The organism is Halothermothrix orenii H 168 (genome assembly GCF_000020485.1).
Taxonomy (GTDB): Bacteria; Bacillota; Halanaerobiia; order Halanaerobiales; family Halothermotrichaceae; genus Halothermothrix; species Halothermothrix orenii.
Genome location: NC_011899.1, coordinates 1,874,489 through 1,888,881 on the forward strand (window position 1 = coordinate 1,874,489; position 14,393 = coordinate 1,888,881).

Annotated in this window: 11 protein-coding genes; 1 reads left to right on the forward strand and 10 read right to left on the reverse strand. The window is 40.8% G+C overall.

The features are described from left to right. Positions 1 to 51: 51 nt before the first annotated feature. From lpxB to HORE_RS12530, 9 genes are all read right to left on the reverse strand, one after another. Entirely contained in the window at positions 52 to 1,191 is a 1,140-nt protein-coding gene (gene lpxB / locus HORE_RS09120) for a lipid-A-disaccharide synthase (protein ID WP_015923472.1), read from the reverse strand. 15 nt (positions 1,192 to 1,206) lie between these two features. Continuing rightward, positions 1,207 to 2,025, reverse strand: coding sequence for an LpxI family protein (locus tag HORE_RS09125; RefSeq protein WP_015923473.1), 819 nt, complete (start codon positions 2,023 to 2,025; stop codon positions 1,207 to 1,209). Between the two features lie 14 nt (positions 2,026 to 2,039). Continuing rightward, positions 2,040 to 2,816: an acyl-ACP--UDP-N-acetylglucosamine O-acyltransferase gene (gene lpxA / locus HORE_RS09130; RefSeq protein WP_050748653.1), complete on the reverse strand. Its 777-nt coding sequence runs from the start codon at positions 2,814 to 2,816 to the stop codon at positions 2,040 to 2,042. A 50-nt stretch (positions 2,817 to 2,866) separates the two neighbouring features. Beyond that, positions 2,867 to 3,298, reverse strand: a complete 432-nt coding sequence (gene fabZ / locus HORE_RS09135) for a 3-hydroxyacyl-ACP dehydratase FabZ (RefSeq protein ID WP_015923475.1) — start codon at positions 3,296 to 3,298, stop codon at positions 2,867 to 2,869. Beyond that, on the reverse strand, positions 3,295 to 4,161 hold the full coding sequence (lpxC, locus tag HORE_RS09140) for a UDP-3-O-acyl-N-acetylglucosamine deacetylase (protein ID WP_015923476.1): 867 nt from the start codon (positions 4,159 to 4,161) through the stop codon (positions 3,295 to 3,297). The genes fabZ and lpxC overlap by 4 nt, the downstream gene beginning before the upstream one ends. Positions 4,162 to 4,233: 72 nt before the next feature. Continuing rightward, entirely contained in the window at positions 4,234 to 4,968 is a 735-nt protein-coding gene (locus HORE_RS09145; RefSeq protein ID WP_015923477.1) for an amino acid ABC transporter ATP-binding protein, read from the reverse strand. A gap of 170 nt (positions 4,969 to 5,138) precedes the next feature. Then, the gene (locus tag HORE_RS09150) at positions 5,139 to 7,493 is read right to left on the reverse strand and encodes an ABC transporter permease (protein WP_041606037.1); all 2,355 of its coding nucleotides are present in this window, start codon (positions 7,491 to 7,493) and stop codon (positions 5,139 to 5,141) included. 91 nt (positions 7,494 to 7,584) lie between these two features. Beyond that, positions 7,585 to 8,247 carry an LPS export ABC transporter periplasmic protein LptC gene (gene lptC, locus HORE_RS09155; RefSeq protein WP_015923479.1) on the reverse strand — a complete coding sequence of 221 codons (663 nt, stop codon included), beginning with the start codon at positions 8,245 to 8,247 and terminating at the stop codon, positions 7,585 to 7,587. Between the two features lie 186 nt (positions 8,248 to 8,433). Next, positions 8,434 to 11,556, reverse strand: coding sequence for a YjgP/YjgQ family permease (locus HORE_RS12530; RefSeq protein ID WP_015923480.1), 3,123 nt, complete (start codon positions 11,554 to 11,556; stop codon positions 8,434 to 8,436). Positions 11,557 to 11,891: 335 nt separating this feature from the next. Between HORE_RS12530 and HORE_RS09165 the strand changes: the two genes are divergently transcribed. After that, positions 11,892 to 13,679, forward strand: a complete 1,788-nt coding sequence (locus HORE_RS09165; protein ID WP_015923481.1) for a S8 family peptidase — start codon at positions 11,892 to 11,894, stop codon at positions 13,677 to 13,679. A gap of 72 nt (positions 13,680 to 13,751) precedes the next feature. On the opposite strand, the gene HORE_RS09170 is transcribed toward HORE_RS09165, so the two are convergent. After that, positions 13,752 to 14,390 carry a hypothetical protein gene (locus HORE_RS09170; RefSeq protein ID WP_015923482.1) on the reverse strand — a complete coding sequence of 213 codons (639 nt, stop codon included), beginning with the start codon at positions 14,388 to 14,390 and terminating at the stop codon, positions 13,752 to 13,754. Between the last annotated feature and the right edge of the window lie 3 nt (positions 14,391 to 14,393).

The window sequence follows — 14,393 nt, forward strand, 5'->3', positions numbered from 1 at the left end:
TTTATATGGATATAAAAATATGGGTATAAACATAACTTATCTATAACTATTCTAAATATACAATTTGCCCTTTTTCAAAACAAGTTCTGCAGTTCTCCTCACGGCACCAGGCCTTCCCAGTTTATTTTTGACATATTCCAGGTCCCTTTTTATGCTTTTAATAAGATAGGGTTTACTCATGAAATTTGTAATTTCCCGATAAATATTGTCAGCGGTAACATCCTGCTGGAGCAATTCCGGTACAATCTCCCGGTCAGCAATAATATTGGGGAGGCCTATGTAGTCAAGGTTAACCAGTAATTTTCCTAGGTGATAGGTAGACCAGCTCGTCCGGTAAACGATGACCATAGGGGTTCCGATTATTGTCGCTTCAAGGGTAGCAGTACCTGAAGCAACCACCAGGAAATCAGAAGCCTTCATTACCTCATAATTGGCCCCTTCAACCACCTTGAGTACCAATTTATACCGGGAGGCCATTTCAACAATTTTATCCCGGTCAATCCCTGGAGCTACGGGAATAACAAATTGAAAATCACCCTTTTCCTTCTTTAACCGTTCTGCTGCCTTCAACATCTCAGGGAGAAGGTATTCCACTTCCTGTTTCCGGCTTCCCGGCATTAACCCGATAATGGGTTTTTCCCCATCAAGCTCCAGTTTTCTACATATTTCATCTTTAGACTCCTCGACATTAACCATATCTAACAGGGGATGTCCAACAAAATGAACCTCAGCCCCGGCTTCCCGGTATACTTTTTCTTCCATAGGAAAGACTGACGCAATAACCGCCCGGGCCCTCGCCATTTTCCGGGCCCGACGTTTCCCCCAGACCCATGCCGAAGGACTAAAATAACTGACAGTGGGGATTTTTTTTCGTTTGGTAATCCGGGCCATCTTTATATTAAAACCTGAATAATCCACCAGTAAAGCTACATCAGGTTTTTCCCGCTCCAGGGCCTTTTTCATCATTTTCAAATGATCCCGGTGCTGTCTGTAGTTCTTCAGAGCCTCACTAAAACCGATGGTGCTTATATCGGTCGGATCAACAAGAACCTCAACCCCTGCTTCCCGGAGGCATTTTGACCCCATACCAAAAAACCGGGTTTCAGGGGCTAATTTTTTAATTTCCCGGACCACCCTGGCTGCATGCATATCACCAGAGACTTCTCCGGCTACTACCATTATTTTGCCCAAAGATTACTCACCACCTTATTCAGGGGAGGCAGACTCTAAAGCCATAACGGTAATTCCACTGGCCTCCGCCGTTTCAATAAATTCTTCCCTGTCGACAATAAATGTTTTACCGGCCTCAATAACTAAACCCCGGGCCTTAATTTTTATAAGATTCCTGAGGGTGGTTAATCCCACCGTCGGAATATCAAACCTGAAATCCTGATTGGGCTTGCTCACCTTGGCCATGGTAGCCCCGGCTCCACCCAGCTCCCCGGCCCGTTTTATAGCCTGATCGGTTCCTTCAATAGCCTCAACAGCCAGAACCGCTCTATTTTTGACGAGGACAGTCTGCCCGATATCAAGCCCTCCAATACCACGGGCCAGTTTGAAAGCATATTTCATATCTTCCAGAAGGGAATCATCCGGGGTTTTAGAGGTTACCGGTCCCGGAGTTGGGAACAAGTCTTCTATAAAAGTGGACTGTTTTAAGACCTCTATCCCTTCCTTTTTTAGTTCATTAACTATTCCTAAAAGAATGCTATCATCATTCAATTCCCTGAGGTTTGCCAGCATCTGTTGCATTCTTGCATCCAACCGGGTTTTACCAAAAAGCCTGGTCTTATTAACCTTCCCGATCATTACCACTTTACTTATATCATTCTCTATTAAAATATTAATAAGGTTATCAAATGCACCGACATTAACCGGTTTTATAACCTTAGCTATATTTTTCAAACCTTCATCAGCCTCTTCGATAATGGGGAAGGCATAAACATCATGTCCCCGGTCCCGCGCACTTGCAGCCCAGATGGCAGGCAATTTACCCCTGCCGGCAATTAAACCTATTTTTGACATCTTTGACCACCCACCTAACGGCAAATCCCGCGCTGGGCATTACGTAAAAACCTTAAAAAGTGTTCAATTTCTTCACTGGCATCCAGTTCCTGATCCATCTTTTCAATGGCCTGGGAAGTATTGAGATTGGAACGGTAGAGAATTTTATAGGCCCTTTTAATTTCCTGTCTCAAATCAGGGTCAACCCCATTTCTCCGCAGGCCAACTACATTGATACCATTAACCCGGGCCGGATGTCCATCAACAAGAATATATGGAGGCACATCTTTAACAACCTTGGAATGGGCCCCGACCATGGCCATTTTTCCGACTCTTACAAACTGATGAACCCCGGTCAAACCAGACATAACAACATAGTCCTCTATAATAACATGCCCGGCCAGATTGGTAGCATTGGACATAATTATATGGTTTCCGAGTTGACAGTCATGGGCTACATGGCAATAAGCCATTATCAGGTTATTATTACCAATCCTGGTCTCGCCGCCCCCCTCTTCGGTACCCCGGTGAATGGTTACATTTTCCCTGATTATATTGTTATCTCCAATAAATAGATAGCTTTTTTCTCCTTTAAATTTCATATCCTGGGGTTCTAGACCAATAGAAGCCCCGTGGAAGATTTGATTATTCTTGCCAATGGTTGTCCAGCCTTCAACGACAACATGGGGGCCTATTTTGGTCCCCTCACCGATTTCAACATTTTCTCCAATTATAGAATATGGCCCGATCTCAACATTTTTGCCGATTTTGGCACCGGGATGCACAATGGCAGTCTCATGAATCTTGGCCATATGAAGAAGTTTTCCTTCATGCTTAGGTTTCACACCTACCAAGCCCCTTTCTACTTATCATTTATAGCAAACATTAATTCAGCCTCAGCTGCTAATTCATCCTCAACAAAACCTTTAGCTGCAATCTTGCCGATTCTACCTCTTAACTTAATAACCTCAGCCTCAATCCTTAATCTGTCACCCGGTACAACGTTGCGCCGAAATCTGGCTTTATCTATCCCGGCAAAGAGAGGAATCTTTTCCTCATCATCATCAACACTATACATCATTAAAAAGCCACCCACCTGGGCCATCGCTTCAATTATAAGGACACCAGGCATAATTGGATGTCCGGGATAATGTCCCTGAAAAAATTCTTCATTTACTGTTACATTTTTAAAACCAACTACTTTTTTACCAGGCTCTAACTCTGTAATTCTATCAACCAGCAAGAAAGGGAACCGGTGTGGTAGTATATTTTTAATATCCTGGATATACATCATACTCGTTCACTCTCCTGTATAAGTTTTTTATTAATCTCCTGAGCTAATTCAACGTGTAAGGAATGGCCTGACCTGACGGTTATTATATGTCCCGAAACAAATCCATTTAAAGCCATATCACCTATTACATCCAGAATCTTATGCCTGACAAATTCATTAGAAAACCTTAAAGGATTTACAGTATCCTCATCTCCGATGAGGACAGCATTCTCAAGACTGCCACCTAAAGCCAGGCCCCTTCTATGTAGAGCCTCTACTTCCCTTTCAAAACCAAATGTCCTGGCCGGAGCAATCTCCTCTTCAAAGGAATTTTCACCTTTATCAAACTCAAAAAACTGGGTCCCAATAACCTTGTGGTCATAATCAAGGGTATAACTTATTTTAAACCCATCATAGGGTAAAATGACCATATACATATGACCCCTTTTTACCCAGACAGGCTCATCAATCACCCATATTTTTCTGGGTGAACTCAATTCTCTGATACCTGCTTTTTTAAGCAATTTCAGATAGGGAAGGGCACTCCCATCCATAACAGGTGTTTCTGGCGCATCAATTTCAACAATAACATTATCTATTTCCAGGGCCCACAGGGCGGCCATTAAATGCTCAATTGTATGAACCTTAGGAGAATCACTATCTTTAGAAAGGCCAATACTGGTACATCTCCTGGTTGATACAACCTGCCATGGCTCAGCCTTGATCTCCGGGTTATCTGGCAAATCAACTCTTTTGAAGACTACTCCCGTATCTTCACCGGCCGGAAGAAACCTGACATTAACTTCTTTACCGGTGTGGAGTGCCGTTCCTGAAGCCTTAACAGGTTTTTCTATAGTTTGCTGTAAATTACCATCAATAAACATAGTTCCCTCCCTCCCTTCTGAATATATATTTATTCAAGAGATTATGACAAAAATCCTGCAAAAATATATTAATTAATAGTAATTTATGATGCTTTTATACTTTTTTCCTATCCATGATACCGGTGACTCAAGAACCTCATCGGGTGGCCCGGACTCAATAAATTTACCTTTGTCCATAAAATATATTTTATCGGCCACCCGGCGGGCAAAAGCTACCTGGTGAGTTACAATAATCATGGTAGTCTGCTTTTTCTGGCGGACAATTTCTTCCAGAACATCGAGGACTTCAGTAACCAGAATAGGGTCCAAGGAAGCTGTCGGTTCATCCATCAAAATTAAATCAGGTTCCATAACAAGGGCCCTTGCTATCCCGACCCGTTGCTTTTCACCACCGCTGAGATTTTTCACCTCAGTGTCTGCCAGCTCCTTAAGGCCAACATCCTTCAGGGCCAGTCTCGCCTTATCCTCAGCTTCTTTGATACTAAAACCTTTTTTTATCAGGCCCAGGGCTACATTCTGCCTGACCTTAAGCCTGTCTATCAAATTAAAATGCTGAAAGACAAAACCAATATTCTGACGAACCTCTTCCATGTCTCCTTCACTGAGTTTATGGAGGGGTGTTCCCTTAAAATATACTTCCCCTCCGTCAGGTTCGACAAGCCTGTTTATACAGCGGATAAAAGTAGATTTGCCACACCCACTCGGGCCCATAATGGCAATAATTTCACCCGGGCGGGCCTGTAAATTAACACCATTTAATATCATATCACTGCCGTATTGTTTTTTCAAATTAATTACTTCCAGCATTATTTTATCCCCCTGTTATATATTTAAATTCCATATATAATTATAAATTTCATACTAACGATTGATTTTCAAATTTTAAGCGGTTTTCAAATTCGTCAGCCAGTTTGACGGCCATAAAAAACCAATTAAGAAAGACCTGATAATTATTGTGAACCGGAAACAAAATAGCCTTACTTAAATATCATTTTAGGGAGGTTTAATAAATATAGTAAACCCGGTTTACCCGACGGAATAATTATTTCATGCATAATCCCGGCTGGAGAAAAGCCGAGGGCCTTACCCGCTTCCCACTCTTCTTTTTTTACCGGGTTTAACATCCCGGAGAGAAGGGCCATTATTAGCCCGATAACCCCACCTATCAAAAACTCAATATTAAAGTTAAGGTAGGGGAAATTGATCCTGCTCAAAAGGCAGATCAGGCTAAAGGTAAGTCCACCAACAACAAAACTGTAGACATATCCCCGTCCTCCATTTAATTTAATTACACTGACTATCAGGGTCTGGTCAAGCATCATTACCAGGAGGGTAAAAATCAAAGCTATTATTGTTGAAATAACAGCCTTAACCTGGCTTAATATCCTAAATAACTCTCCCCGGGGATTGGGCTGTAAAATACCTGATTCCATTTCGAAAAAGCTTACCGAGGGATTATTAACTATACCCTTTACCTCTTCCCTCAATTCCTGGTTTTTATAATTACCACTGACTAAAAGCTGAATCTGGTCTCCGGGTATCACCTGCCCGGCCAGGTAACTATCGATTAACTCTATTGTTTCGACAATCTCCTTATCCTCCATCTCCGGTAAGGAATTTTGAATATAGGTCAGCTGTTCCATAATTACAGGGATCTGGCCGTTTTTTAACTCAACCATTAAATCCCGGACAGATGTCAGGTTATTCTCTATATTTGCAGTATCAATAACCCGGGCTGATTCTTCTATTTTACTGGCAATCTCACCGATATCATCATAATTTACATTATCATTCAGGGTATTCTCAACCTTCAGTAATGACTTTATTTTATCCTGCCAGGTATCTATTGAAGCCACCATCGAATTATTTCCGTCTATCTGCCTAGAGATTAAATCGTAATTTTGATCCAGGGTGGTAGAAAGCTTAAGAAAGAGGTTTTTTAAATCATTAAGTTCATTATATAGATTATTCCTGGGAACAAAAACAAGTTTTTCTTCAATCAGGCCCGCTATCTCCTTTAACTGGTTACTGGTAGTTATAAGTTCGGTTTTAATATTTTCAAGGTCACCTATATTTCTCTCAATATCGTCAAGAACGGCAAGCAGGTCATAAAGAAAAACGGTCAATCCTTCTTTTCTCCATTCATCCAGGGTTTTATTGAGTTTACGACTGGTTTCTTCAACCCGGGCCAGGCCTTCATTAATATTCTTCAGGTCTTTACCGATACGATCACTGTGGGTTATTAACTCTTCACTCTGCTCCAGAAACGAATTTAGCCTCGGGGTAATTTCATTAAGGCTTTCCAGGGCTTCAGCCAGATCCTGTCTGGGGTTATTAATCCTACCCTGACCAATATAAGTAATCCCATTTTCACTATTATGATAATAAACCTTTAAACTACTTTTGTCAGCAGCAAGGCTCCCATTCTGGACCAGACAGGTAATACGATTATCTTTATTATTGATAATCTTTAAAAGAATCTTTTCTCCATCTTTATTCCGGGCAGTTAAGATCCCCCCGACAGAGTAGCGGGAACTATCTTCCACTTCAGAAATAATAACAGTAGTAGCATATGACAAGAGGAAATCTTTCATCTGCTTTAAACTATTTAAAAGAGAAACCCGGTCAGAACTAACAGTACCGGTAACATCATATACCTTAATCCCATCTATTTCGTCTTTGATTTTACCTATTATCTTTTTCTTTTTCTTTTCCATGTCCTCGGGATGCTGGTTTAAGGGATAACGAATCTCAAGGAGTTTATATTCTCCCAGGATACGATTAATTTGTTCTTTAACCCGGGGAACCAGTTCCGGACTTTTAACAATTACGTCAATCCCATTCCCGATGGGATAAAGAAAATCAATACCTTCTATTTTCTCTATCCGGGGCCTGATAACAGGGAGGGTTTCTCCCCTGAAACCCCTGATTGAAAGCCGCGGTTCTGTTATTATATTTTTACTCATAATCCCGGGAATGTCGGAAAAGTATGTGTATATCCTGGAGTAAACCTCCTCTTTTTTAAACTCTTCCGGTATTTTAAGGAGGTAATTACTACTCCCGGCCACCCGGGGACCTGCCTTTAAAACAGAGCCCGGCAGGGTCGAATCAACAACTTTTTTTATCTGTTCCAGGGCAATATTTTCTTTATCCCCGGACAGGATAAACAGGAGGTCATACTCACCATATTCCCCGATTACACCACTGACCATGTGGGAAAAATAATTTTTGGTAATATATCCTCCGGTAAGTACAAGAATGGTACCAATAAGTACAGTAATTATAAATAGAACTAGCAGGTCTTTTCTGAAATCGGTTTTTAGTATAAACATATCCTCCACTCCCATCCAAACCCTATTATACCATCCTATGGAAGGGAGTGTAAATGTTATCCAGCAACCAATTTATGGATATTGGTTGTATCTATTCGGAGGTTATTTTTAGCTCTATTTCAACTTCTCCTTCGGCCTCAAATTCACCTGTTTCCAGGTTAAAGACCGCTTTTTTGCTCTGAATCCAGTCTCCATCCTTTTCCTGGACCTTTACATCATCATACAACTCCAGGGTTTGCTTTTCATCACTGTAGACCGCTCTATCACCCTTTATAACCCGGTTATCATACTTGATAGTTACCCCATTGCGGGCCACAAATGAATTATCAGCAGTAGATAATTCAAGATAAGGGGCCTTAAGCTCCATTTCTTTGGGCCCATCTGCCCCTTTTTCTTTAACCTGATAAAATAACTCGACATTATCCTCAAAAATATAAATATCTTTATTTAATAAAACTGTCAGCATTTTACTATTGATATCCCCGTCTTTCCGGGTAAGTTTAACCCCACCTTTAAGAATGGCCTTCTCTTCTTTTTCGTAATAAGTACCCCGGGGAGCGGTAATTTTATTCTCCCCTTTTATTATGGTAACCCCCCTTGAGAGGAACATCTCCCCTTCAGAAGATTTATATAACCCTGTTTTAATAGTTACTGTATCCTGAGAAGTATCTGCAGCCAACCCGGTATTACAGGTCACAACCAGGTTAATTACCAGAAGAAAAGCAATAATAATGCCTGTAGGATATTTCTTCATTTTAAACCCCTTCCTTAAAACCCATTATTATATAAGATTATTACCTGAATTATTATCCCGGACCAGAACTTATCATGGCTATTACTATATATGCCTGACCGGCTATACTCTAACTTAATAATCAATTTAATAAACATTAAAACTTAATAACAATTAAGTCTTAAATATATGCACCAGGATAATTTTTTAATTTATACCCAGCAGGTCCTTGATACCAACATCAAACATAAATGATTCTTCGCGGCTGGTACCAAATTTAAAACCCTGATCCGGAAAGAGGTCCAGTCTATATTCAACAGTAAATTCTTCCTTGAGGTAATCATAGGCAAACCATAATTCCCGGCAGTGGAAGTCCTTTTTTACAGCCAGGTTGGCCTGCTTTATATCATTGTTGACATAATCAAAACTGGCATTGACTTCAACATACCAGTTTTCTTCCAGCTCATAAGTAAGTTTACTATCCCAGGCCATAAGCTTATTATTATCAGGATCAAAGGTCAACGCTGTATTATTCAGCCATCTACCGTCACTATATTTACTCTTGAGAGCAAAAGTACCATAAGAATTATTATTTAAATCATAGGTTGTTCCGGCACTTACCTCCCAGTCAGGTGTTATCTGCCATTCCAGAATGGCGCTTATGGGGAGATACCGGTAATTATATATATCAAAGCCACCTTTAAGCTCGAAATCAAAATCACCCTTTTGATAAGTCAATTTATTCCTGATCTCTTCCCGGGGCTTTACCTCGTCAAAATTAAAGGGGGTAGCCCCCAGGGGCCAGGTATAGGAATATGTGTTATCCAGTTCCAAACGAGAAGTAATGTCAATATTAAGCCCAATCCGGCTATCATAAGAAAAAAGGTAGGGCAACTCACTGTAACCGGAGTAAATCACATCATTATCTTCTTCCACGGTGTTTTTAACCCTGTAATAACGTCCCTTAATACCCTGATTAAAAGTAACCCGGGTCTTTTTTATCGGTGACCATTTACGATAATAATTAAGCCCTCCTGAAGCCCGGTAACCCTCTATCCCCGAATCGTCTTCATAATAGTTACCGAAGACAGCCTCACCGGAAAAGCCACCCCCGAACGTGTAATTATAAGAAAGCTCTGGCCAGCGATAGAAAGAAACTTCGTCTTCAGCACTTAGTTTAGGGTCATATCTCTCTAAAAGAAGTTTCATCTTATATTTATTACCGGTTTTCTGCAAATAACTCTTACTCCCCCATCTCGATTTTAAACCATCTTCCGGGTTTAGCAGGTAGTCCCGGTTATATATAAGATTGATATACCAGCCACTCCCGAAATTATACCGATAGGAGAAATCAACATCCAGGTTTATATCATCATCAGTGTTACCGGTAAAATAATCCCTGGAATCAAAGCTTGAAGCAAGATTTAATTTTCCCTTACCTTCATTATTACTTAAATTGATGTGTCCCCTGGTATAATGGTAATTGTCATACCTTGTATACTTTAAATCAGTATCCGTTTTCCAGCTGCCGATATTATCATAATATTCCAGGGCTCCCTGCCAGTCAAATAGCCCTGAAATCTTTTCCCGGTTTTCCTGGGAATAAAAATACACCGAAGCTTTCAGATCTGGCCTATAGACCAGATACTGTTTAAATCCTCCTGCATAACCCGAACGGGTATAATAATCAATATAAAGCTCTCCGGGGAGTTCTTTTTTATACCAGTAATAATAGGTTGCTTTAACAAACCAGCCCCGTCGGGCATTATGTCCAACCCGGGGAATTAACCGGTTGGTCTTTTCCTTAAGGGAAATATATAAATAAGGCCAGTAAAACAAAGGGAGTTTACCATTGAGCTCCCAGAAGGTAACATGTTTTGCTTCCAGGTGGTCATCTGGGTAGATAATAACCTCCCTGGCCCTGAAAAAATAGTGGGGTTTATCAAGGTCACACCCAGTAAAGCGGGTCTGACTGACAATAACCTCCTGAGGACTGGAATCTATATCTTCACTACCATCTTTTTGTTTTATGGTAACCCGGTCTGCTATAAGATACAGTTTGCCGAATTCCCCACTGACATCACCGGTAATCTCGACCAGCTTTTCCTCAAAACCATGGTATTTATAATTATCGGCTTTAAGTTTAAGGGACCCGGCAGACGCTGGAGAAGGAAAAAAAATTAACATAATTATAAAAAACACCGGTAAAAACACCAGCAATTTCCTCAGAAGATTACGCCATGACTCCCGCCAGATGAGAAGGGTAATCCCGATAATACTGAATATTATATTCGGGAGCCAGGCAGCCAGCACTGGATCAAGCCTTCCGTTCCGGCCGAATGACCGGGACAAAGACATGACAAAATAATATAAAAAGACAACGACAATTGTGAAAATAATACTAAAGGACCGGCTGTCCTTACTGGTCAGGCTTAAGGGAGTTCCAATCAGTATGAAAATCAGGGCAGCCAGAGGCATGGATAGTTTCAGGTGGTAATCGACCAGTAAAGAGTGAACATCGATCCCGCTGTTCTGAAACAGGTCTATCTCCTTTTTAAGCTCTTCACGACTCATTTCATCAGGGGTCTTTTGATCAGCAAAAAAGTTGTGGACCTCTGTATTTATTTTAATCTCCATAACATCAAACCGGGTCTCCATGGTAAGATGACCTTCACCATTATAACGGTGGATAAACCCCTTTTTTAAAACCCATTTTTCCTTATAGACTTCACCCAGATTGGCTGTTACAATAAGGGGATAGCCATTGTCTCCTTTAAAGGTATATACCACTATTTTCTTCATAATATTATCCTCTTTGTCAAACCTGCCAACGTAAAAGAGACGCCCGTCCGGGCCTTTAAAAAAGACATTTTCCTTTATATCTGGAGGGACTTCTTTAAGAACAGATTTCCTTATAATATTCTGGGCCCGGTGTTTGGTCCAGGGGACTATCTCCTCATTTAGTAGGTAAGTCATACCACTGATAACAATTCCCAGAATCAACAGGGGTAGAATTAACCGGTAAAGGCTGATTCCTCCCATCCTCAGGGCCGTAAATTCGTTTTCACGGTTAAGCCGACCCATCCCGGACATGGTTGCAAATAAAATTGCAATAGGAAAGGTCTGGACAATAATCTCAGGTAATTGATACAAAAGAAGTTTTAATACCACTGCCACGGGGATTTTCTTAATAATAATTAAATCACTTAACTGGCGTAACAATCCACTCAGCATGATAACCCCGATAATACTGACACCTATTAAAAATGGGTATAAGACTTCTTTTATTATATATACATCAATAATCCTTTTGCTCCATAATTTCTTCATAGTTTATGTCACCATAACTCCATTTTTTGATATTTTATGTTCCATTATATTATTCTAGCATTTATAGCAAAAAACCTGCAAGAAAAAAAATACCATCAAGTACCTGAAGGAATTTAAAGGAAAAGAGCCAATTTATTTACTGAGGATATAAAAAAAGAAAATTAAAACTTTCAGGTTTTCAAGAACCTGATAAAATAGTTATTATTTTCTTAAGTAATCATTTTCTTAATATGAAACTTATTTAAAAAATCAATTAAAAGAACAAATTGGACTTGTTGTCTGTACCTGAACCTGAAAACAAATACGGGAATAACTCATGAAATGGAGGCAGTAACATGTTTACTAGAGTTACATATGTTTTAAGGAAACCCGGAGTTGGACAGGTGACCTTAGCCCTGAAACTATTTATTCTATCCATAATATTGATGTTTTCTCTATCAGCCTGTTCACCCATAACTCAGGATTATTCTGACACCGGATATGGAATAATCAAGGGTAAGGTTACCCTTGGTGAACCCAATTCCTCAACTGTTAATAAAATTATTCATCCGGTAAATATCAATAAGAACTTAAATTCAATTCCACTGGCCACTTCTTCTATCTCTACCGCCCACACCCCCGGAGTCTATATACTTAAACTGGCTGAAACCTTAAGTTACAGCTCTCTTAAAAAAAATATTTTGCAGGGTAAGGCCAGGCCCATAGAAAAAATTGCTAAAAACACATATAAAATTAAAATTGAAGGGACCCGGTCCCCGGGACAGTTAATAACTAATATGGAAAAAAATCCAATGGTAGAATACATCGAGCCTGACTATCTGGTCCATATTCAGGCAATTCCTGATGATACCTATTACCCCCGCCAGTGGAATTATAAAATTCTCAATATGGAAAAGGTATGGGAACATTACCACGGCAGTGAGGACATAACTGTAGCCGTTATCGACACCGGTATCCTTCCGGGACACCCTGACCTTCAGGGAAGGATAACAGCAGGTTATGATTTTGTTGACAATGATACTGACCCGACCGATACCTCACCTGATTTTAGTCATGGAACCCATGTAGCCGGTATCATCGGGGCCGTAACCAATAATAGTGAAGGGGTATCCGGCTTCAACTGGAATATTAAAATAATGCCCATCAGGGTAATCGGCCCTGATGGAAGTGGGGGGTATAGCTCCCTTATATCAGGGATAAGGTGGGCTGTGGACCATGGTGCAGATGTCATCAACCTTAGCCTGGCAGGCCCCAGTAGTTCATATTCCCTTGAAGAAGCCGTTAATTATGCCGTGGATAATGGGGTTACCGTTGTTGCCGCAGCCGGTAATAATGGTACAAGCCCGATTTTATACCCGGCCCGGTACTCCCGGGTAATAAGCGTTGGAGCCGTAGGGCCAGAACTGGATAGGGCCTACTATTCAAATTATGGAGAGGACCTTGATGTTGTAGCTCCGGGTGGAGACAGCAGTATTCCGGTCCCTGATAATAACATATTAAGTACAGCCGGTTATATGTCCGGTTCAAAACCGGTCCACCAGTACACCTGGGCTCAGGGCACTTCCATGGCAGCACCGCATGTCACGGGACTGGTGGCCCTGCTATATAGTGCCGGTTATAGTAACCCCTCATATATTGAAGACATTCTAAAAGAAACAGCCAGGGACCTGGGTCAACCGGGAGCTGATGGAGAGTATGGAGCTGGACTTATAAACCCTGTAAGAGCTCTGGGATTAGCACCAGATAGTAATACTGATAGTAATAATAATTTTAGCAATGATAGCAGTACCGGCCTTAACAACAAAGATAGTAATAATAAAAGTAGTAATAATGGGGCCAGTACCTATTCTTTAAGTGAAATAAAAATATACATCCTTGATAATAACTTTAATGGTAAAACCCTGGATTATGTTGAGGAGGCCAGGCCAATTACGACCCCTGATGTTTACGGCAACTACTCCATTAAAGTTAGAAAAGGAGTCTGGACAGTAATAGGATGGCTTGATACAAATAACAACCACGTTGTTGACCGGGGTGACTATTACGGTCAGGCAGAAGATATCGTTTCTTCTTCCGACTATTCCCCGGTTATCGTAAATATTGACCTGAATATAAGGTCCTGAAAATTTTTGCAGGATATTAAAAAACCCCGGTTTAACCGGGGTTTTTATGTATAAACCTGATAATCTTCAGCCCTAAAAACTATATGATAATCCTGCCCTTAAGCTTCCGGAATCAAGGGAACCTATATTAATGGCACTAAGGTCCAGCAATAAATCTTCCTTCAGGGGTAACCTTAAACCCACGTTAATATTCCGGTTAACATATTCCCCCATTATCATTAAGGGAGGCAAGGTAGAAGTATTGTTTTCACCACTTACTTCAATGGTAACCGGATTGATCACCTTACTAACACCTAAATAAAGCCCTTCTAGCTCACCATTACCGAGACCCAGATGGCCCCTGAGACCGAAACCGAGGCCGAGATTTTTACTGGCTACAACAAATATATCCCGACCATATATCCCGGCAGCCACCGCAGGTTGGTTATTATCTTCATCAACTAATACAGTTTTGACCACTACCCCGAGTTCGCTCTCATTCCACCTGTTAAACTCAACCATGCCACCGACAATTAACCGGGGATGAATTGCAAACAGTCCTTTTACCACCCTGTTGGCACTGGAATCAGCCTCAACACTAACCAATCCCCTGTCTGCTATAAAATCAGCTGTTGGTATATTAACCAGCTCTCCCTTAACTACTGCCTCTGATACACCATTTACAGCCACAAGGAATAGAAACAGAAACATAAACAGGGTAATCTTCTTCATTTC